We start from the raw sequence: 19,907 nt of genomic DNA, 5'->3' as shown, positions 1-19,907 counted from the left end.
CTTGGTGGCAGTCGAATTACGTGTCGTTTTCGCCATATCCCTTCACCGTTTTTGGCCGTGGCGGCCGGGTGTTATAGCCCATGTGTTCCACACCAGCAAGCTTGCTTCTGGAATACTTGTACCACTACACGCCGCAAGTCGTACCGGTAACGTGAACATCCCAACCCGCTTGATACTGTGGTTGCTGCGTTTGTACAAGCGCTGGCTCAGCCCACTGCTCGGACAACGCTGCCGATTCCACCCCAATTGCTCTGATTATGCACGGATTGCGGTCACACGCTTCGGTCCGTGGCGAGGCAGCCTGCTGAGCGGCTGGCGGTTGCTGCGCTGCCAGCCATTGTGCACCGGCGGCGAAGACCTGGTACCCGAGCACTTCCATTTCCCCCGCTGCCGCTCTCACGGGGACTCAAACCACGTCCACTGAATGGCTGATCCTGCGGTGAAGTGAATGCGCAGAAATCGGACAAGGTACCGTCCGCCCCCCTTTGGTGCTGTTCGTGGTGCAGGCCACGCTGCAGCGCGTGCCGACGCTGGAACGGGCGGGCGAGGCGAGACGCTCTCAAGCTCGATCGTCAGCACCTCTGTCAAGGGCTGCGGGTGTGGGACGGTTCGAAGATCGACGACAACGGGCGTGGCCAGCGGCTCACGTTCGCCTGACAAGCAACGCTGAATGCGTGTTTGCGCAAGGCGGGACAATCCGCCTTACGCCCTATCTCCCTGATGGGAGAAAAGCGGGATCACGGCGTCGAGCCGTAGCCCCCCATCGACACCCTTGCTCGCATACGCCACCGCGTCATGCGGGTGCAGGCTTTCCTGGTGTTCGACGCGGATGTGGAAGTCGCTGAGCTTTGCATCGGCATCAAGCGCCTTCTGGATGCGCCGGGCGGCGTCCTCGCAGAACATCAGGTTGCTGCCGTTGGCCAGCGCGAAGGCTTGTTCGTCCTCGCGCTTCACCGCGGTCTGCACCGGCGTGCCAAGGGCATGCTCGACGCGGTCGATCAGGTCGATCAGGTGGAAGCCGGCGCCGGCCACGGGGCGAATGCGCAGGCGCGCCACGCTGCGCTGGGCATGCGGGGTAGCGACGATGCCATGCTCGCTGCCGAGCCACGCCAGCACGGCTGCATGATCAATCGGCTTGGCGGCGTCGAAGTCGCTGGCGAACTGGTCCTGGATCAGCTGGCGCGACAGCGCGGCCGAGGCCGGACAGGTGGAGGAATAAACGACCTCGGTACCGAATTCGAGCAGGAAGTCGTCACCGGTCAGGCTGGCTTCGATGCAGACCGGGTACGCGCGCCAGCCGCTGTTGTCGCTGCGCAAGGCGCGACGGCGCACCAGATGCTCGAAATGGATGCTGAGGCAGGCGCGGTCGGACAGATCCTTGTGTGAATCCAGGAAGCCGCGCAGCAAGGCATGCAGCGAATCCGCCGTAAGCGTCTGGCTGCTGAGCGCCTGCTCGACCTGCAGGTAGAGACGCGACATGTGGATGCCGCGCTTGTCCGGCCGCTTCAGATTGACGAAGGCACCGACCTTGGCGCTGGCGCGCTGCACATCGCCGTCACCGGCATCGAAACGTACCGGCACCTGGATATCGGCCATGCCGACCCAGTCCAGTGCGCTAGCAAGATGCGGCTGCGCGTGGACGGCAACGTCGGGGAGCAGGCGGGCGGTATTTTCCTGGTTCGGCATGGCAAATCCTGGTATCGGCGATATAGATCGCCGCGAAGTCCATCAAGTTTGGGGCAGGCAGCCCGCTGCGCAATAGTGGCGCGGCGGAAACACTGCGTCTTGCACGTGTCAGGGCAGCTGCCGCTGCCACGCCCGTGCGGCCTGCCATGCCTGCAGTGCGGTGGCCAAACCGGCATGCGGCTGCCCTGCCTGCAAGGTGGCCAGGGCGTCTCCCGTACGGACGGCACGCTGCGCCAGCTTGCTGCCGTGACGCGACTCCAAGGCACGAAACACGCTGAGCGGACCGGCCAGCGCTGCTGATTCGCGCCAGCTGGCCAGCAAATCGTCCAGTTGCGCCTTGACCGCCTGCTGCCGCGCGTTACTAGGTGCACGCAGTTGCGTGCGGCTCAGGCCATGTCGCGCCAGCTTCGCCATCGGCAGCGGCAGACGGTCGCGCTCGGCGTCCTGCTCCAGCCGCAGCAGCGCATACAGCAAATGGTTGAGTGTGGCGACCCGTGCCGCGCGCGCCGGCGACGCCTCGCTGCCGTACCACCAGGCGGTTTCCAGCGCAGCCAGTGCACCATGCAGCGGCATCGCGGCATCAAGCTGGGTGGAAAAGTCTGCGGCGGTGCCCTGCTCCAGCTGAGCCATCGCAGCCAGTACCGGTGCCAACCAGAGATCACTGGCGATGGCGTGCGCACGTTCGTCGTCGAACAGCACCTGGGTCAGCGGATGCCGGCCGCCGCTGGCCGCTGCACCGGCCAGTTCCTCGGCCCACCAGTTGAGCTTGGCCACCGCCACCTGGGGCTCGCGGATGCCGTAGGCCGCGCCGAGCAGTTCCTGCTCCAGCGCGGCCAGCGCGACGTGTCCGGGATAGCGCCTGCCATCGACAAACGCCAGCGCCACGCGCTGCTGCGGCTGCACCGCCAGCCACTTGTCGATGAAGCCCTGCAACACGGCATTTTGTTCGACCAATTCGATCATGCGGCGACCGGTTGCAGCTGCAGCAGATCGGCCAGCTCGGCCGGATGATCGAGTACTGCGTCGGCGCCCCACGTATGCGGATCGCCACCGTCCAGATAGCCCCAGCTCACCGCGACCGTGTACAGGCCGGCGGCAACGCCAGCCTGTATGTCGCGACGGTCGTCACCGATGAACAGGCAACGCGCTGGTTCCACACTGGCGCGTTCGCAGGCCAACAGCACCGGCGCCGGATCGGGCTTCTTCACCGGCAGCGTGTCGCCGGATACCACGGCGCTCGCGCGGCTGGCCCAGCCGATGCGGCTGACCAGTTCGTCGGTGAGGAACGCCGCCTTGTTGGTGACAATGCCCCAGCGCAGACCCTGTGCTTCGATACGAGCGAGCAGGTCGTCGATACCTTCGAACGCGCTGGTCTGCAGCGCCATCACCTGCTGGTACAACTCGAGATAACGCGGTATCAGCCCATCGAGCGCAAGCTCGCCACGGTCGGCGAAGGCGCAGCGCAGAACCGCCCGCGCGCCGCGTGAAACCACCTCGCGCACCGGCGCATACGGCGGCGATGGCACGCCCTCTTCCGCGCACTGCGCGACCAGCGCTGCGTACAGATCCGGCGCGCTGTCGAGCAAGGTGCCATCCAGATCGAACAGCACGCCCTGGATGTTTTCTGGTAGTGGCTTCATGCCGGCTTGTACGCGCTGAGCAGGTAGTTGACCGCGGTGAAACGGCTGAGCCACGCCTTGCGTTGCAACGGGTTGTAGCCCAAGCCGGACACGTCCTCCAGCTCCAGTCCAGCCTGCCGCAGCAGCCGACCGAGTTCAGAAGGCTTCAGGAATTGTGCATAGTGATGAGTGCCGCGCGGCAGCATGCGCATGACGTATTCGGCACCGAGAATCGCTGCACCGAACGCGGCCGGCGTGCGATTCAGGGTAGACATGAACAGTCGGCCGCCGGGCTTCAGCATCGTCGCCAGATCATGCACCAGCGCGGCTGGGTCAGGCACGTGCTCGATCAGTTCCATGCAGCACACCACATCGAAACCGGCCGGCTCCGCCGCGGCCAACTCGGCCGAGGATTGCACGCGGTAATCGACGTCGAGATTCGACTCATGCAGATGCAAGCGGGCGACGTCGATCACCTTCTGCCCCAGGTCGATGCCAGTAACCTTCGCACCAGCGCACGCCAGCGCCTCGCTCAGCAGGCCGCCGCCGCAACCGACATCAGCTACGCGGACACCGCGCAGATCGACGTGGGCGGCGATATAGGTCGCGCGCACCGGATTGAGGTCATGCAGCGGACGCGATTCGCCGTCCGGATCCCACCAGCGCGCAGCCAGCTGGTCGAAACGGGCGATTTCCTCGGGGCTGACATTGGCGGTCTGTGACATGGTCGTATGCTCAAAAAGGTACGGACAAGGCTAGCTGGCTTGCCATTCATGGATGGTGATCTCCCAACCGCCACTGACCGACGCCGGATCGCGCTGCACGATGGCCATGGCCTCGTCCAGATCGTTCGCGCGCAGCAGATACGCACCGCCGGATCCGTCACCGAACGGCCCATTCATTTCATTGCGGCCCTGGACGCGCAACTCGGCGAGAAAGTCACGGTGCGCCGACACCATGGCTGGCTCGACATGCGGCTTGCGCAGCAGGATGACGAGATAGCGGTTCACGGACTCACTCCACATCAACCAGCGATGATGCGCTCGCGCCAGGCGCGAGTGCGGGCAAGGATGGCGTCGGTATCCATGCCGACCAGCACGCGTTCGGCCAGCTTGCGCCGACCGGCGATCCACACATCGCTGACCTGGTGCCGACTGCTGGCGTAGATCAGCTGGGAGACCACATGGAACAGCGGCTGGGTTTCCAGATCACTCAACCGTATGGCGGTGAGGTCGGCCTGCTTGCCGACTTCGATCGAGCCAATCTTCGCCTCCAACCCCATCGCTTTGGCGCCGTTGAGGGTGGCGGCGCGCAGCGCATAGGCGGCATCAAACGCAGACGCATCCGCCGCCACCGCCTTGGCCAGCAAGGCAGCGGTGCGCATCTCGCCGAACATGTCCAGATCGTTGTTCGACGCGCAGCCGTCGGTACCCAGCGCCACGTTGACACCGGCCTGACGCAGCTTTTCCGCCGGGCAGAAGCCGGAGGCCAGCTTGAGGTTGGATTCAGGGCAATGCACCACCGACACGCCGGCCTCGGCGCAGGCGGCGATCTCGCCATCGGTAAGCTGGGTCATGTGCACCGCGATCAGGCGGTCGTTGACCAGGCCGAGTTTCTGCAGGCGCTGGAACGGACGCAGGCCGCTCTTCTTTTTTTCTTCCTCGACCTCGTGCGCCGTCTCGTGCGTATGCAGGTGCACCGGGATGTCGAGCTGGTCGGCCAGCACACGGATACGCTCAAAGCTCTCATCCGACACCGTGTACGGGGCATGCGGCGCGAATGCGGTGCTGATCAGCGCATCGCCCCGAAAACTGTCATGCACCTCGCCGGCACGCTCGAAGTATTCGTCCTGGCTCTTGGCCCACGCGGTCGGGAACTCGATCACCGGCAGACCGACCACCGCGCGGAAACCCAGCTTGCGGTAGGTAGCGCCAATCACGTCGGGGAAGAAGTAGTTCTCGTTGGCGCAGGTGGTGCCACCACGCAGCATCTCGGCCACCGCCAGCTCCACGCCATCACGCACGAACTCCGGCCCGATCACCTTCGCCTCGGCCGGCCAGATGTGCTGCTGCAGCCACACCATCAGCGGCAAGTCGTCAGCCAAGCCGCGCAGCAGGGTCATCGGGTTGTGCGTATGCGCATTGACCAGGCCCGGGATCAGCGCGTGCTCGCACAACTCGACGCGCTCGCGAGGCGCATAGACAGCATGCGCCTCGGCAATCGGCAGCAGCGCGATGATGCGCTCGCCCTGCACCACCACGGCGTGGTCTTCCAGCACCATAGCATGGGGTTCGACCGGCACCACCCAGCGTGCTTCGATCATCAGGTCGACGGGCTGTAGTGCGATCTGGTTCATCATGGACTCGCTCTATCTCGCTATCTCGATTCGGATACGACAAGGGGCGGTACCTCGCGGTGGCCGCCCCTCGCTTGTTCGTCACCCCGACGCAGGCCGGGATGACGCATTGGCAACGCCGCGCAAGCGCGGGCCAATCCGGTCACTTGCCGACGCGACTGTCGTACTCGCCGGTGCGGGTATCCACCTTGATGACTTCGTCCTGGTTGACGAACAGCGGCACGCGTACGACGGCACCCGTCTCCAGCGTGGCTGGCTTGCCGCCGCCACCCGAGGTGTCGCCACGCACGCCAGGATCGGTCTCGGTGATCTTCAACTCGACGAACTTCGGTGCCTGCACGGCGATGATGCCGCCGTTGAAAAGCGTGATCACACACTCCTCCTCACCCTTTAGCCACTTCCACGCGTCGCCCATGGCAGCCAGGGAAGCCGGCACCATCTCGAACGTCTCCATGTTCATGAAGTGCCACACCCGGTCCTTGCCGATGCCATCGATAAACGAAAGCTGCATGTCGGTGTCGGTAGCATCCGCTTCCTCGAAAGAGTCGCTGGACTTCAGCGTCTGCTCGGTGGTGCGGCCGTCTTTCAGGTTGCGGATGCGGATACGGGTGAACGCCTGGCCCTTGCCCGGCTTGACGAAGTCGGCCTCGGTGATGATCCACGGATCACCGTTGTGAAGGATCTTCTTGCCCGTTTTGACATCATTGAGGCCAAGGGTCGCCATGCGTTGTCTGCTCCAGAAGTAAAACCGTCCCATTGGGCGGTTAAAATAGGTATATGTCACGGGCGCCACGGCCCGCTCAAGGCCCGCCATGATAACCGCAAGCCCAAGCATCCGCCTATCTTCACCCTCCAGCGACTGGCGCGAACTGTGGCGGGACGCCATCACCGACCCCGCCGAACTGCTTCGAAGCGTCGGCCTAGGCGACCGCACCGACCTCCTGCCTGCCGACGATGCCGGTTTCGCCCTGCGCGTGCCACGCGGATTTGTCGCCAGGATGCGCCATGGCGATCCCGCCGATCCGCTGCTGCTGCAGGTGCTTCCACAACGGGTCGAGCATGACCATGTCGAAGGCTTCACCACGGATGCTGTGGGCGACATGGCCGCCAAGGCCGGACAGGGGCTGCTGCACAAATACGATGGGCGCGCACTGCTGATCGCCAGCGGCAGCTGTGCGGTGAATTGCCGGTACTGCTTTCGCCGGCATTTCCCCTACGGCGAGGAGATCGCGGCGGCCGGACAGTGGCGCGAGGCGCTGAGCCGCGTACGAGAGGATCCGTCGATTCGCGAACTGATCCTCTCCGGCGGCGATCCACTGGCGCTCGCTACCGGCAAGCTGGAAGAGCTGAGCCGCGGTCTGGCCGACCTGCCATACGTGACCCGCCTGCGCATCCATACCCGCCTGCCAGTGGTACTGCCCGAGCGGATCGACGCCCCCTTCCTGGCGTGGCTCGACGCCGTACCAGTTCAGAAAGTGGTCGTATTGCACGCCAATCATGCCAATGAACTGGACGCCGATGTCGATGCTGCCTGTGCCCGGCTGCGTGATGCCGGCGCGATTCTGCTGAACCAGTCGGTGCTGCTGCGTGGCATCAACGATGACGCTGATGCGCTGGCTGACCTGTCCGAGCGGCTGTTCGCTGCCGGCGTGCTGCCGTACTACCTGCACCAGCTTGATCGCGTGCAGGGGACCGCCCACTTCGAAGTGGAAGACGCCCGCGCACTGGCCCTGCTGGATGCCTTGCGTGCGCGCCTGCCGGGTTATCTGGTGCCCCGACTGGTGCGTGAAATGGCGGGTGACGCTTCCAAGCGGCCGCTGTAAATCCGGGATCTCGTCACCCCCGTACGGTTTTCCGCTGGCGGCCACTGACGGAATCCGTTACAAACAACGAAGGCGAACTCCCCTGCAGGCCGCTTCGCCCAGCCCGCGGTGATCAACGGACAGCTCAACGCCCCATGAAAAAAGACTACGTCATCAAGATCCTCTTCATCGAGAACTCGGTTGAGGAGGCGGAGCAGATCATCAGCCTGCTGCGCAATACCGGCATTGCCGTACGACCGGCCCGTGCCACCAATGTCGAGCAGCTGCAGTCCGCGGTGAACGAACTGGAACCGGACGTGGTGATGTTCGACCCGGCAACTACCACCCTTGGCCAGGCCGAGGCGGTGAAAGTGCTCGATGCGTATGGTCGCGACTATTCGCTGCTTGGCCTGGTCAACAACTTCGACAACCAGGTCATTGCGGACCTGTTCGTGCATGGCGTCCATGGCGTGGCTTCACGCAACCAGCCGAAGCAGCTGATCGCGGTGCTGCAACGCGAATTCGATTCGCTGCAGACACGCCGCCAGGTGCGCCGGCTGGAGACATCGCTGCGCGAGTCCGAGCGCCGCTGCGACGCCCTGCTGGACTCCTCCACCGATGCCATCGCCTACGTGCACGAAGGCATGCATGTGCGCGCCAACCATGCCTATCTGGAAACCTTCGGCTACGACAGCTTCGATGACCTGCTCGGGCTGCCCGTGCTGGACATGATCGACTCGGCCAATGCGGACGAGTTCAAGACCCTGCTCAGGGGGCATGCACGGCAGGAAAAGCTGCCCTCCCAGCTCAGCCTGCACGCACGCCGGGCTGACGGCAGCGCGTTCGACGCCACCGTAGAATTTGCGCCCGCCACGTTCGAGAGCGAGCCCTGCCTGCAGATCGTGTTCCGCCGTCAGCAGGTCGATCAGGCCGTGCTGGAGCAACTGCAGCGCGACCCGGTCACCGGCCTGTTCAACCGCGCCCGCATGCTGACCAGTGTCGACGACGCCGTCGCCGCGGCGGCCAAGGGCAAGAAGGGGCAGGCTCTGCTGCTGATCGAACCGGACAACTGGGCCGCGATCGTGGCCGGCATCGGCCTGGGCAAGGCCGACGAGCTGCTTGCCGGCTTTGCCGATCGCATCCGCATGCTGCTTGGCAGCGACGATGTTGCCGGCATGCTCGCCGAGCACACCTTGGGTGTGGTGCTGGACTCGCGCTCCGACGAACTGATCCGGGAATGGATCACCAAGCTTCAGCACAGCATCAGCAACGAGATCTTCGATGCCGGCACGCGTTCGATCACGGTCACCGCCAGCATCGGTGGCAGCCTGATCGGCGAGAAGAACGCCAACACCGAGCTGCTGCTCAACCAGGCCAGCCAGGCCCTGCGTACCGCGCAAAGCCTGGGCGGCAGCAAGATGGAACTGCACGATCCCGCTGCACGCGAAAAGGCCGATGAGGAGCGTGACCGCTACTGGCTGGACTTGCTGCAAAAGGCCCTGACCCAGGACGACTTCGTGCTCTATCACCAGCAGACCATCAGCCTGCAGGACGCCGAGGGCGACTATTCGGAAATCCTGCTGCGCCTGAACGGCCCGCAGGGCGAGGTGCTCCCCGGTTTCTTCATGCCGATCGCCGAAAAGCACAACCTCACCGGTGCGATTGACCGCTGGGTGCTCAACCGTGCCATCAGTGCGCTGCAGGCACGCGAAAACCAGGGCCAGCAGACCACGCTATTCATCAAGCTCACCGCCGCCTCGCTGCAGGACGACACCCTGCTTCCCTGGCTGGGCGATCGACTGAGGAAGGCGGCGTTGAAGCGCGGCCAGCTCGTGCTGGAGATGACCGAGAGCAAGGTGATGACCCTGCTGCGCCCGGCCCAGGAATTCGTCAACGGCTGGAAAAAACTGGGTGGCCGCTTTGCCCTGGAACAGTTCGGCTCAGGCCTGAACTCGTTCCAGGTGCTTAGCCACATCGATGCCGACTATCTCAAGATCGACCGCAGCTACATGGCCGAACTGCCGCAGCATCCGGAAAGCCAGAAGAAGATCACCGAGATCTGTCAGCAGGCGAAGGAGCTCAAGCGTCAGACCATCGCCGAATGGGTCGAGGATGCCACCAGTACGTCGCTGCTGTTCGCCTGCGGCGTGGACTTCGTGCAGGGCAATTTCCTGCAGCAGCCGATGCGACTGGAGTAAGCAACGGGGATCTGCCGGACCCCGTTGCATCCCGTTGCCAGGAGACTGACAGCAAGCAAGAAGCCCGCGGATTGCTCCGCGGGCTTCTTCATGTCGCGATTGTCGCAGCGAGGATTACTCGGCGGCGGCGGCAGCCTTGGCGCTGGCCTTGGCGGCGGCAGCGGCGGCGACGTCTTCCTTGATGCGCGCAGCCTTGCCTTCCAGACCACGCAGGTAATACAGCTTGGCGCCACGCACCTTGCCCTTGCGCTTCACCGTCAGCGAGTCGATCGCGGCGCTGTGCGCCTGGAACACGCGCTCCACGCCGGTGCCGTGCGAGATCTTGCGCACGGTGAAGGCCGAGTGCAGGCCGCGGCTACGCTTGGCGACGACAATGCCCTCGAACGCCTGTACGCGCTCGCGGTTGCCTTCCTTTACCTTCACGTTGACCACCACGGTGTCGCCGGGGCTGAATTCCGGCAACTGGCGGGTGATCTGCTCGGATTCGAACTGTTCAATGATCTTGTTCATGGCGCACCTGTTCGGTTCACGTAAATCGATGTCAATCAAGAGCTGCGGCCGTCACTCGACCGCATCGTTTTGCCGCATCAGCTCTTTTGAAGCATGTTCGCGGCGGAATTCATCCAGCAATGCACGGGATGTGGCATCCAGCGCACGCTGTGACAACAACTCCGGGCGGCGCAACCAGGTCCGTCCCAGCGATTGCTTGAGGCGCCAGCGGGCAATCGCCGCATGGTCACCGGACAGCAACACCTCCGGCACGGAACCCAGCGCATCGTGCACCGGTTTCGCATAGTGCGGGCAATCCAGCAGGCCATCCGAGAATGAATCCTGCTCGGCCGACTGCACGTCGTTCAACGCACCGTCCTGCAAGCGACCCACCGCGTCGATGATTACCGCAGCGGCCAACTCACCGCCGGAAAGCACATAATCGCCGATGGAAAGCTCCTCGTCGACCTCGTGCGCCAGCAGACGCTCGTCCACACCTTCGTAACGCCCGCAGAGCAGAGCAATGCGTGGCTGTTTCGCCAGCGCCTTCACCCGTCCCTGCGTCAGCCGCGCTCCCTGCGGACTGAGATAAATCAGATGCACCGGCTCCGGTGCAGCATCACGCATGACCGCCAGGGTCGTGCGCAACGGCTCGATCATCATCACCATGCCGGGGCCGCCGCCATACGAGCTCGCGTCCACGGTGCGATGCTTGTCAGTGGCGTAGTCGCGCGGATTCCAGGTTTCCACCTGCAGCAACTCGCGTTGCTGCGCGCGTCCCACCACACCGATGGCAGCACACTGGCGCACGAAGTCCGGAAACAAGGTGACTACGTCGATGCGCATGAATCCTCAACCCTTTGTCGCGATGCGATGCAACGTCAGAATTCAGGATCCCAGTCCACCACCATGCGCCCTGCGGACAAGTCCACCGAACGCACATACGAGCCCTGGATGAAAGGAATCAGCCGCTCGCGCTCGCCGTCCCTCACTACCACGACGTCGTTGGCACCGGTGGCGAACAGGTGACTGACCCGCCCCAGCTTCACGTCTTCCGTGGTGACGACCTCAACTCCTTCGAGATCGACCCAGTAATACTCATCCTTCGCGGGAGGGGGCAACTGGTCACGGGTGACATAGATGTCTTGGCCGATCAGCGCTGCCGCCTGTTCCCGGTCGTCCACTCCGGGCAATTGGGCCACCATGCCCTTGCCCTGTGCACGACCTTTCACTCCCGAGATCTGCGTCTCCACACCCGGCGCTGCAGTGAGCAGCCACGGCTGGTAGTCGAAGATCCGCATGCGCGGCTCAGCCCAGGATTCGATCTTGAGCCAGCCCTGCACACCGTACAGCCCGACGATGCGCCCGATCAGGACGCGTCGGCTGGCTGCCACATCACTCACGCGATAGTGCTCAGGCAGCCTGCTGCTTGCCGGCTTCCTTGACCAGGGCGGCGACCTTGTCGGTCAGCTGGGCGCCTTTGCTTACCCATTCCTTCACGCGCTCGACGTTCAGCTCGAGGCGCTTGTCCTTGCCCGACGCAACCGGGTTGTAGTAACCGATGTTCTCGATGTTGCGGCCGTCGCGCTTGTTGCGCTGATCGGTCACAACGACGTGGTAGAACGGACGGCCCTTGGCGCCACCGCGCGAAAGACGAATCTTGACCATAACTAAGCTCCAGAATTGCCGAATGAGCGGCAGGCACACGAGAGGCGTGCGCGGTAAACGGGGCATTTTAGCGGTTTTTCGCGAAAAGGGAATAGGGAATGGGGTTTCGAGGGCCATGGCGGCCACTTCTTGAAGCACGCTTTCCCTATTTTCAGGCCACCATGCCCGGATCGATCAGCGTGGCGGCGGCAAACTGCCCATGCCACCCATCCCGCCCATGCCCTTCATCGCACCGCGCATCTGCCGCATCAGGCCCTTGCTACCACCCTTGGACAGCTTGGACATCATCTTTTCCATCTGCATGTACTGCTTCAACAGGCGGTTGACGTCGGCCGGCTGGGTACCTGAACCGCGCGCCACACGGGCCCGGCGCGAACCGTTCAGCAGATCGGGATGGCGGCGTTCCTTCTTGGTCATCGAATTGATGATCGCGACCATCCGGCTCATCTCGCCGTCGTTGACCTTGGACTTGACGCTGTCCGGCAGGTTGCCCACACCCGGCAGCTTGTCCATCAGGCCAGCCAGACCGCCCATGTTGCTCATCTGCTCGAGCTGATCCTTCATGTCGTTCAGGTCGAAACGCTTGCCCTTCATCACCTTCTGGGCCAGCTTCTGCGCCTTCTCCTGGTCGACCTTGCGCTCGACTTCCTCGACCAGTGACAGCACATCGCCCATGCCGAGGATGCGCTGCGCCAGGCGATCCGGATGGAACGGCTCCAGTGCATCGGTCTTCTCGCCGGCACCGAGGAACTTGATCGGCTTTCCCGTGACATAACGCACCGACAATGCGGCACCGCCGCGAGCATCGCCGTCGGTCTTGGTCAGGATCACGCCAGTCAGCGGCAGCGCCTCGCTGAACGCCTTGGCCGTGTTGGCGGCGTCCTGGCCAGTCATCGAGTCGACCACGAACAGCGTTTCGACCGGCGTGATCGCGGCATGCAACGCCTTGATCTCGGCCATCATTGCCTCGTCCACGTGTAGTCGGCCAGCGGTATCGACGATCAACACGTCGACCACTTCGCGACGGGCCGCAGCCACTGCAGCCTTCGCGATGGCGACCGGATCCTGGCCCGCCTCGGACGGGAAGAACTTCACCCCGACCTGTTCGGCCAGCGTGCGCAGTTGCTCGATCGCGGCCGGACGATAGACGTCGCAGCTGACCACCATCACCTTTTTCTTCTTGCGCTCGGTCAGCAGTCGCGCCAGCTTGGCCACCGTGGTGGTCTTGCCGGCACCCTGCAGGCCCGCCATCAGCACCACCGCCGGCGGTGTCTGGGCCAGATTCAGTTCGGTGTTGGCGGTGCCCATCACCACGGTCAGTTCGTCGCTGACCACCTTCACCAGCGCCTGACCCGGCGACAGGCTCTTCATCACATCCTGGCCAACCGCGCGCACCTTGATCCGCTGGATCAGCGCCTGCACCACAGGCAACGCGACGTCGGCCTCCAGCAGTGCGATGCGCACTTCGCGCAACGACTCGCGGATGTTCTCCTCGGTCAGCCGGCCGCGGCCGCGCAGGCGATTGACGGTGGTGGAAAGGCGTTGGCTGAGCGACTCGAACATGGCGGAACCGGCAAACAGGAAAGTCCGTGATTATAGCGGACGGATCGCCGCACTCCGCATGCACGCCCAACGGAGCCTGTGCGACACTTCAAGGCTATGGTCATCCACGTCTTCGCCCTGCTCGCCATCGTGCTCTATCTCGCCGCTGCCGCAGGGTTGGCGCGGCCGCTGCTGAGCGGCGGCCAGCCGCTGAACCGGCTGGCGCTGGGCCTCGCCGGTGGCGCGGTGCTGATCCACGCCGGCATCCTGCTCGGCATGCATCGCGGCGCACTGGACCTGCACTTCTTCGCTGCGCTGTCGCTGGTCGCCTTCGTGGTCTCGGCGCTGACCCTGCTGGTGAATCTCTCGCGCCCGGTCGCCGCGCTCGGTGTGATCGTGTTTCCACTGACCGCCTTGCTGGTTGCCGTGGACAGTTTCCTCGCGCCACCGACGCTACCGCTGGCGATGGGCTGGCAGATCAAGCTGCATGTCACGGTGGCGCTGATCGCGTTCAGCGTGCTGTCGATCGCGACCGCGCTGGCGATTCTGCTCGCCGTGCAGGATCGCGCGTTGCGCCATCGCCAATTCGGTCCCTGGATGCGTGCGCTGCCGCCGTTGACGTTGACCGAGACGCTGCTGTTCCGGCTGATTGGCGCGGGCTTTCTGCTGCTGACGCTGACCCTGCTCACCGGCGCGCTGTTCGTCGACAACCTGTTCAGCCAGCACCTGGCACACAAGACGATTCTGTCGATCGTGGCATGGCTGGTGTTCGGCGTCCTGCTGTATGGCCGCTGGCGGCATGGCTGGCGCGGACAGCGCGCGGTCAACCTCACGCTGATCGGCATGGCCACTCTAGTGCTGGCCTTCTTCGGCTCGAAGTTCGTGCTGGAGCTGATCCTGCATCGCCCGGTCGGTTGAGCACCACGCAGGTATTCAGCGGCAGGCGTCGATCGCTTCGCCCAATCGCTCCACGCCGATCACTTCCATCTCGCCGACCCTGCCCTTCTTCGGCGCATTCGCCTTCGGCACGATCGCGCGGCGGAAGCCATGATGCGCGGCCTCCTTCAGGCGTTCCTCGCCATTCGGTACCGGGCGGATTTCGCCCGACAGGCCGACTTCGCCGAACGCGACGGTGTGTTCCGGCAATGGCCGGTCGCGCAACGACGACAGCACAGCCAGCAGCACCGGCAGGTCGACCGCCGTCTCCTGCACGCGGATGCCGCCGACCACGTTGACGAATACGTCCTGGTCATACGCCGCCACGCCACCATGCCGATGCAGCACGGCCAGCAACATGGCCAGCCGGTTCTGTTCCAGCCCCAGGGTGACGCGGCGCGGATTGCCCAGCGAGGACTGATCCACCAGCGCCTGCACTTCGACCAGCAGCGGACGTGTGCCTTCGCGCGTCACCATCACTGCACTGCCCGAGGTCGGCCCGCTGTGCGAGGACAGGAAGATCGCCGACGGATTCGGCACTTCGCGCAGGCCCTTGTCGGACATCGCGAACACGCCCAGCTCGTTCACCGCGCCGAAGCGGTTCTTGAACGCACGCAGGATGCGGAAGCGGCTGCCCGACTCGCCCTCGAAATACAGCACCGCATCGACCATGTGCTCAAGCACCCGCGGACCGGCTATGCCGCCTTCCTTGGTGACATGACCGACCAGGAACACCGACGTGCCGGTTTCCTTTGCAAAACGGGTGAGCTTGGCGGCGGATTCGCGCACCTGGCTCACCGAACCGGGCGCCGCGGTGAGCAACTCGGTCCAGATCGTCTGGATCGAATCGATCACCAGCACGCGCGGCCGCGAGGCCATCGCCTGTTCGAGGATGCGTTCGATGCAGGTTTCCGCCAGCGCTTGCAGCGGCTCCAGCGGCAGGCCCAGCCGTTGCGCTCGCGATGCCACCTGCGACAGCGACTCCTCGCCGGTGACATAGACGCTGGGCAGATGCGTCCCCAGCGTGCCAAGCATCTGCAGCAACAGGGTCGACTTGCCGATGCCGGGATCGCCACCGATCAGCACCACCGAGCCTTGCACCAGTCCACCACCGAGTACCCGATCCAGCTCACCGATGCCAGTCAGGGTGCGCGCCTCGGTAGTCAACGCCACCTCGGTCAGCGGCGTGATGCGTGTCGCGCCGGCGGCGCTGCCGGCATAGCTGGAACGCTGCGCACCGACCGACGACACCGCTGCCGACGCCGGCGTCAGCACGATCGCGCTGAGCGTGTTCCACACCCCGCACTCGACGCACTGGCCCTGCCACTTGCTGTGCTCGGCGCCGCACTCGGTGCAGACGTAGGCGGTCTTGGCTTTGGCCATGCGGGTTCCCGGCTGGATGGTAATGATGCAGGCAGCTTAGCTTGCGCTCATCGCAAACCACGAGACGCCGTGGCGTCGGATGCTGTCAGCTTTCGTCTTCGACGAACAGCACACGGCGGGTCATGCCGCAGGTGAGGTCATAGGAGATCGTGCCGGCTTGCGCGGCGATGATTTCCACCGGCAACTGCGGCCCCCACAGGGTGACGCGGTCACCCACCTTCGCCTGTGGCGCATCGCGCAGGTCCAGCGTGATCAGGTCCATCGAGACGCGACCGATCAACGCCACGCGCTGCTCGCCGACCAGTACCGGCGTGCCGGCTGCCGCACTGCGCGGATAGCCATCGCCGTAACCGACTGCAGCCACGCCGACCAGCATGTCTTCCGGACAGGTCCATATGCCGTTGTAGCCGATGCGCTCGCCCTTGCCGATCCGGTTGATCGCGATCAACCGCGTGCCCAGCGTCATTGCTGGACGAAAGCCGAAGTCGGTACCGCTTTTCCCTTCGACCACCGACAGACCGTAAAGCAGGCCACCGGTGCGCACCCAGTCGCCGCGTGCATCCGGCCAGCCGAGCACGGCGGCGGAGTTGGACAGCGAACGCGGGCCGCTGAACGTCTTGGTCGCCTCGACAAAGCAGGCGATCTGCTCTGCCGTCTGCGTACCTTCGAACACTTCGGATTCGGAAAAATGCGTGAGCAGGCCGATCTCGGGATCGATGCCAGGCATCGCGGCAAGCCGCGCATGCACGTCAGTCACGCGCTCCGGTGCAAAGCCCAGTCGATGCATGCCGCTGTCGACCTTCAGCCAGACACGCAGACGACCTCGCGTCGGCGAGGCCTGCGCCAGCCATTGCAACTGCGCCTCGTGATGAATCGCCGCATCCAGTTGCAGTCGCTGCATCTCGACCAGATCGCTGGCATTGTCCGGGCCGGACAGCACCACGATGCGCTGTCGGTGCCCGGCCGCACGCAGACGCAGGCCATCGCCGAGCGCGGCCACCGCAAACGCCTCGGCCTCGTCATCGAGCGCGCGGGCAACCCGCTCCAGTCCGTGGCCGTAGGCATCCGCCTTGACCACGGCCATCACCTTTGCCGGCGCAGCGAGCGCCTTCAGCCGCACCAGGTTGTGGCGCAGCGCACCGAGATGGATGGTGGCGACGGTGGTGCGACTCATCGTGGACGCAAACCCTGCATCAATCGAACGACCCGACGAAGGAATCCGGCGCGTAGTTCTCGAACTTGGTGTAGTGGCCGAGGAAGGTCAGCTTGCAGGTATCGGTGGGGCCGTTACGCTGCTTGCCGATGATGATCTCGGCCATGCCCTTGTCCGGCGATTCCTTGTTGTAGTAGTCGTCGCGGTAGATGAACATGATCACGTCGGCATCCTGCTCGATCGCGCCGGATTCGCGCAGGTCGGACATCATCGGACGCTTGTCGGCACGCTGTTCCAGCGAGCGGTTCAACTGCGAAAGGGCGATCACCGGCACGTTCAACTCCTTGGCGAGGCCCTTGAGTGAACGCGAAATTTCTGAAATTTCGGTGGCGCGATTCTCCTTGTTGCCGGGCACCTGCATCAACTGCAGGTAATCGATCACGATCAGGCCCAGGCCACCATGTTCACGGTGCAGCCGGCGCGAGCGCGAGCGCAGCTCCACCGGGGACAGGCTTGGCGTGTCGTCGATGAAGATCTTCGCCTCGGACAGGATCGAGATGGCGTTGGAGACACGCGGCCAATCCTCTTCCTGCAGGTCGCCGTTGCGCAGGTGCTGCTGGTGGATGCGTCCGACCGAGGAAATCAGGCGGAACGCCAGCTGCGAGGCGGACATTTCCATCGAGAACACCACCACCGCCTTCTTGCTGCGGATCGCGGCGGTCTCGGCGATGTTCAGTGCGAACGCGGTCTTGCCCATTGATGGACGCGCCGCCACGATGATCAAGTCCGACGGCTGCAGGCCGGAAGTCAGGTTGTCCAGGTCGGTGAAGCCGGTGGTGATGCCGGTGAGCTGGCCACGATTCTGGTAACGCTCGTGCAGCAGGCGAAACGCATCCTTCACCGCCTCGCGCATCGAGACCGAATCCTTCTTGCCACGCGCACCGGATTCGGCGATGTGGAACACGCGCTGCTCGGCGCTTTCCAGCACCTCCTGCACACTCTTGCCTTCCGGCCGGTAACCATCCTCGGTGATCGAGGTGCCGGCATCGATCAGCTGACGCATCACCGACTTCTCGCGCACGATTTCCGCATACGCGGCGATGTTCGCCGCGCTCGGCGTACTGTTGGCCAGCTCGATCAGGTAACTGGCACCGCCGACCATCTCGGCCAGACCGTTGCTCTCGAACCAGTCGCCCAGGGTCACTGCGTCGCACGGCATGCCCTTGTTGGCCAGCTCGTTGATCGCGCGCCAGATCAGGCGATGATCCTTGCGGTAGAAGTCCTGTTCGGCCAGCCGGTCGGCCACCTTGTCCAGTGCATCCGGCGCCAGCATCAGGCCACCGAGCACCGCCTGCTCGGCGTCGATGGAGTGCGGCGGTACCCGCAGCGCCTCGATGGCCGAGGACGAAGGTTTGCGTTCGGGCACGAAGGACATCGACTTACCTCTGGAGAATGACCCACGACCGGTACGCGATGCACCGACATCCCGTGGGTGGCCACGCCGACCATCATGCGCGGCGGCGTCTCACCCGTCGAGACAATAAGTCTGTGGATAAGCTGTGCGTTGATGGGGATAAGACTGGCAGCCACACGTGTTGCCGTCCTGGGTTTTGCGTTGCCGCGGTCAAAAACAAACGGGCGCCTCGCGGCGCCCGTCGGTTTCCATCACGTGATGGTGTGTCGCTTGCTCAGTCCTTGTCGCCGACCACGATCACCTTGACGCTGGTGTGCACGTCGGCGTGCAGGTGGATCGCCACCTCGAACTCGCCGGTGTGGCGCAGCGGGCCTTCGCCCAGGATCACTTCGCCCTTGTGGACGGTGTGACCGGCAGCCGCCAGCGCTTCGGCGATGTCACGCGGACCGACCGAACCGAACAGCTTGCCCTCGGCGCTGGCGTGCGCGGAGATGGTCACCGCCGCGTCGGCCAGCTTCGCCTTGCGCGACTCGGCGTCGGCCAGCAAGGTGTTGGCCTTGGCTTCGTATTCGGCACGACGCTGCTCGAACGCAGCCAGGTTGGCGGCATTGACGCGCACGGCCTTGCCCTGCGGCAGGAGGAAATTGCGACCGTAACCCGGCTTCACATTGACCTTGTCGCCAAGGTTGCCGAGGTTGCGGACTTTCTGCAGAAGAATGAGTTCCATGATGCTTCCTTTTCGTTAGCGCCGGTGTGGCCCGACGCAGCCAGAGGACGGTTGTCCGAAGGGTGCCTGAAGTGACGCCCGGCCAGGCCGGGCGAAACCACTGACCGCAGCACCAGGCTGCGGTCAGTCACGATCAGACGTCGTGGTTGTCGGTGTACGGCAGCAGCGAGAGGAAGCGTGCACGCTTGATCGCGGTGGCCAGCTGGCGCTGGTAACGCGCCTTGGTACCGGTGATGCGGCTCGGCACGATCTTGCCGTTCTCGGTGACGTACTGACGCAGGGTGTTGAGATCCTTGTAGTCGATCTCCTTCACGTCTTCGGCAGTGAAGCGGCAGAACTTGCGGCGGCGGAAAAACTTGGACATGGTCTGGATTCCTATCAGTCGTCGCTGTCGCGATCGTTGTCGCGGTCATCGCGGTCACGGCCGCGGCCTTCGCCCTCACCCTCGTCGTCGCGGCGACGCGAAGACTTGGCATCGTCCTTTTCCTTCGACTTCAGGATGAAGGACGGCTCGGTGTCGGCGGCGTCACGCTTGATGACGAGATGACGCAGCACGGCGTCGTTGAAGCGGAAACCCGACTCCAGCTCGTTCAGCGCGTTCTGGCTCACTTCGATGTTGAGCAGCACGTAATGTGCCTTGGCCAGGTTCACGATCGGATAGGCCAGCTGACGACGACCCCAGTCTTCCAGGCGGTGGATCTTGCCGCCGTCGGTCTCGATCAGCGCCTTGTAGCGCTCGAGCATCGCCGGGACCTGCTCGCTCTGGTCAGGGTGGACCATGAACACAACTTCGTAATGACGCAGGGTCATTGTGGTTTGACTCCTTGTGGATGCGGCCTTGCGGCCTAGCAGCCTCCCGCCGATGCGGTGAGGCAAGTATTCCGTCCGCACCTTTCGGGCATGGACAGAAGCGGAATTGTAGGATGTCGCAGGG

22 protein-coding genes are annotated in these 19,907 nt (G+C 64.2%); 4 read left to right on the top strand and 18 right to left on the bottom strand.

Annotated elements, in window-relative coordinates; genetic code table 11:
* Positions 1-157 precede the first annotated feature (157 nt).
* Positions 158-424, top strand: a complete 267-nt coding sequence (yidD, locus tag B0E50_RS03720) for a membrane protein insertion efficiency factor YidD (RefSeq protein WP_077439906.1) — start codon at positions 158-160, stop codon at positions 422-424.
* A gap of 278 nt (positions 425-702) precedes the next feature.
* Here the strand turns inward: yidD and folE2 are convergent, their stop codons facing one another.
* From folE2 to efp, 7 genes are all read right to left on the bottom strand, one after another.
* On the bottom strand, positions 703-1,686 hold the full coding sequence (gene folE2, locus B0E50_RS03715) for a GTP cyclohydrolase FolE2 (RefSeq protein ID WP_139350737.1): 984 nt from the start codon (positions 1,684-1,686) through the stop codon (positions 703-705).
* Positions 1,687-1,794: 108 nt separating this feature from the next.
* On the bottom strand, positions 1,795-2,649 hold the full coding sequence (locus B0E50_RS03710) for a phytoene synthase (protein WP_077439818.1): 855 nt from the start codon (positions 2,647-2,649) through the stop codon (positions 1,795-1,797).
* Positions 2,646-3,326: a phosphoglycolate phosphatase gene (gph, locus tag B0E50_RS03705; protein WP_077439816.1), complete on the bottom strand. Its 681-nt coding sequence runs from the start codon at positions 3,324-3,326 to the stop codon at positions 2,646-2,648. The genes B0E50_RS03710 and gph overlap by 4 nt, the downstream gene beginning before the upstream one ends.
* Positions 3,323-4,030, bottom strand: coding sequence for a bifunctional 2-polyprenyl-6-hydroxyphenol methylase/3-demethylubiquinol 3-O-methyltransferase UbiG (gene ubiG / locus B0E50_RS03700; RefSeq protein ID WP_077439814.1), 708 nt, complete (start codon positions 4,028-4,030; stop codon positions 3,323-3,325). The genes gph and ubiG overlap by 4 nt, the downstream gene beginning before the upstream one ends.
* Before the next feature lie 30 nt (positions 4,031-4,060).
* Entirely contained in the window at positions 4,061-4,315 is a 255-nt protein-coding gene (locus B0E50_RS03695) for a YciI family protein (RefSeq protein WP_077439905.1), read from the bottom strand.
* 14 nt (positions 4,316-4,329) lie between these two features.
* The gene (locus B0E50_RS03690; protein ID WP_077439904.1) at positions 4,330-5,661 is read right to left on the bottom strand and encodes a TRZ/ATZ family hydrolase; all 1,332 of its coding nucleotides are present in this window, start codon (positions 5,659-5,661) and stop codon (positions 4,330-4,332) included.
* Positions 5,662-5,803: 142 nt separating this feature from the next.
* Positions 5,804-6,385, bottom strand: a complete 582-nt coding sequence (gene efp, locus B0E50_RS03685; protein ID WP_077439812.1) for an elongation factor P — start codon at positions 6,383-6,385, stop codon at positions 5,804-5,806.
* A gap of 88 nt (positions 6,386-6,473) precedes the next feature.
* Here efp and epmB point away from each other — a divergent pair, with 88 nt between their 5' ends.
* Together epmB and B0E50_RS03675 are read left to right on the top strand one after the other, a co-directional pair.
* Positions 6,474-7,484: an EF-P beta-lysylation protein EpmB gene (gene epmB, locus B0E50_RS03680; RefSeq protein ID WP_077439811.1), complete on the top strand. Its 1,011-nt coding sequence runs from the start codon at positions 6,474-6,476 to the stop codon at positions 7,482-7,484.
* A 134-nt stretch (positions 7,485-7,618) separates the two neighbouring features.
* Entirely contained in the window at positions 7,619-9,661 is a 2,043-nt protein-coding gene (locus B0E50_RS03675; protein ID WP_077439809.1) for an EAL domain-containing protein, read from the top strand.
* Positions 9,662-9,775: 114 nt separating this feature from the next.
* On the opposite strand, the gene rplS is transcribed toward B0E50_RS03675, so the two are convergent.
* The 5 genes from rplS to ffh form a co-directional block, all read right to left on the bottom strand.
* Positions 9,776-10,171 carry a 50S ribosomal protein L19 gene (rplS, locus tag B0E50_RS03670; RefSeq protein ID WP_077439807.1) on the bottom strand — a complete coding sequence of 132 codons (396 nt, stop codon included), beginning with the start codon at positions 10,169-10,171 and terminating at the stop codon, positions 9,776-9,778.
* A gap of 51 nt (positions 10,172-10,222) precedes the next feature.
* Positions 10,223-10,996 (bottom strand): tRNA (guanosine(37)-N1)-methyltransferase TrmD, encoded by a 774-nt coding sequence (gene trmD, locus B0E50_RS03665; RefSeq protein WP_077439805.1) that lies wholly within the window; start codon positions 10,994-10,996, stop codon positions 10,223-10,225.
* A 35-nt stretch (positions 10,997-11,031) separates the two neighbouring features.
* The gene (rimM, locus tag B0E50_RS03660) at positions 11,032-11,553 is read right to left on the bottom strand and encodes a ribosome maturation factor RimM (protein WP_077439803.1); all 522 of its coding nucleotides are present in this window, start codon (positions 11,551-11,553) and stop codon (positions 11,032-11,034) included.
* Between the two features lie 10 nt (positions 11,554-11,563).
* Positions 11,564-11,818, bottom strand: a complete 255-nt coding sequence (rpsP, locus tag B0E50_RS03655) for a 30S ribosomal protein S16 (protein WP_077439801.1) — start codon at positions 11,816-11,818, stop codon at positions 11,564-11,566.
* Between the two features lie 174 nt (positions 11,819-11,992).
* Positions 11,993-13,381, bottom strand: a complete 1,389-nt coding sequence (ffh, locus tag B0E50_RS03650; protein ID WP_077439799.1) for a signal recognition particle protein — start codon at positions 13,379-13,381, stop codon at positions 11,993-11,995.
* Positions 13,382-13,477: 96 nt separating this feature from the next.
* On the opposite strand from ffh, the gene ccsA reads away from it, so the two are divergent.
* Entirely contained in the window at positions 13,478-14,278 is an 801-nt protein-coding gene (gene ccsA, locus B0E50_RS03645) for a cytochrome c biogenesis protein CcsA (RefSeq protein WP_077439798.1), read from the top strand.
* Between the two features lie 15 nt (positions 14,279-14,293).
* On the opposite strand, the gene radA is transcribed toward ccsA, so the two are convergent.
* The 6 genes from radA to rpsF all read right to left on the bottom strand — a co-directional run bounded on the left by radA (position 14,294) and on the right by rpsF (position 19,783).
* Positions 14,294-15,679, bottom strand: coding sequence for a DNA repair protein RadA (gene radA / locus B0E50_RS03640; protein ID WP_077439796.1), 1,386 nt, complete (start codon positions 15,677-15,679; stop codon positions 14,294-14,296).
* Positions 15,680-15,764: 85 nt separating this feature from the next.
* Positions 15,765-16,853, bottom strand: coding sequence for an alanine racemase (gene alr, locus B0E50_RS03635; RefSeq protein WP_077439794.1), 1,089 nt, complete (start codon positions 16,851-16,853; stop codon positions 15,765-15,767).
* A gap of 19 nt (positions 16,854-16,872) precedes the next feature.
* Positions 16,873-18,267: a replicative DNA helicase gene (locus B0E50_RS03630; protein ID WP_077439792.1), complete on the bottom strand. Its 1,395-nt coding sequence runs from the start codon at positions 18,265-18,267 to the stop codon at positions 16,873-16,875.
* Positions 18,268-18,520: 253 nt separating this feature from the next.
* Positions 18,521-18,973 (bottom strand): 50S ribosomal protein L9, encoded by a 453-nt coding sequence (gene rplI, locus B0E50_RS03625; RefSeq protein WP_077439790.1) that lies wholly within the window; start codon positions 18,971-18,973, stop codon positions 18,521-18,523.
* A gap of 133 nt (positions 18,974-19,106) precedes the next feature.
* Positions 19,107-19,337 (bottom strand): 30S ribosomal protein S18, encoded by a 231-nt coding sequence (rpsR, locus tag B0E50_RS03620; protein WP_007081973.1) that lies wholly within the window; start codon positions 19,335-19,337, stop codon positions 19,107-19,109.
* Positions 19,338-19,351: 14 nt separating this feature from the next.
* Positions 19,352-19,783: a 30S ribosomal protein S6 gene (gene rpsF / locus B0E50_RS03615; protein WP_077439788.1), complete on the bottom strand. Its 432-nt coding sequence runs from the start codon at positions 19,781-19,783 to the stop codon at positions 19,352-19,354.
* Positions 19,784-19,907 lie beyond the last annotated feature (124 nt).

The organism is Rhodanobacter sp. C01, from assembly GCF_002001045.1.
GTDB lineage: Bacteria > Pseudomonadota > Gammaproteobacteria > Xanthomonadales > Rhodanobacteraceae > Rhodanobacter.
The sequence above is the reverse complement of the archived record's forward strand: the minus strand, read 5'-3'. Positions and strand labels throughout refer to the sequence as shown.